The following is a 266-nucleotide window of genomic DNA, read 5'->3' as shown; positions in this document are numbered from 1 at the left end:
AGCTCTCCGAAAGATCAAATTGATCTCTCCGAAGGCCGCGGAAGTTCTTAGGCGCCCTAGCGGACAGCGTGCCTTTGTGTGGTTGACTATCCTATTTCTGTCTATCGCAGGACTAAATCAGATCGCCGACTTTTACGAAAACTACAATGTGGGCCGGTTCACCGATTCCGTCTATTCGATCATGTCAGAAATCATCGTGGAGCGCGGTGGCGCAGATGAGTACCAAATCAAACAGAAGGAGGGTTATGAGAAGCCAACAAAGCCTC

1 protein-coding gene is annotated in these 266 nt (G+C 49.6%); it reads left to right on the top strand.

The features are described 5' to 3' along the window. Positions 1-19: 19 nt before the first annotated feature. Positions 20-266, top strand: a 247-nt coding sequence (locus tag KVS69_RS19725; RefSeq protein ID WP_217539785.1) for a hypothetical protein, incomplete at its 3' end; no start/stop codon positions are given.

This window comes from Stenotrophomonas sp. GbtcB23 (genome assembly GCF_019091045.1).
Classification (GTDB): domain Bacteria; phylum Pseudomonadota; class Gammaproteobacteria; order Xanthomonadales; family Xanthomonadaceae; genus Stenotrophomonas; species Stenotrophomonas rhizophila_A.
Note: the sequence above shows the minus strand (reverse complement) of the source record. Positions and strands in the feature narration are given on the sequence as shown.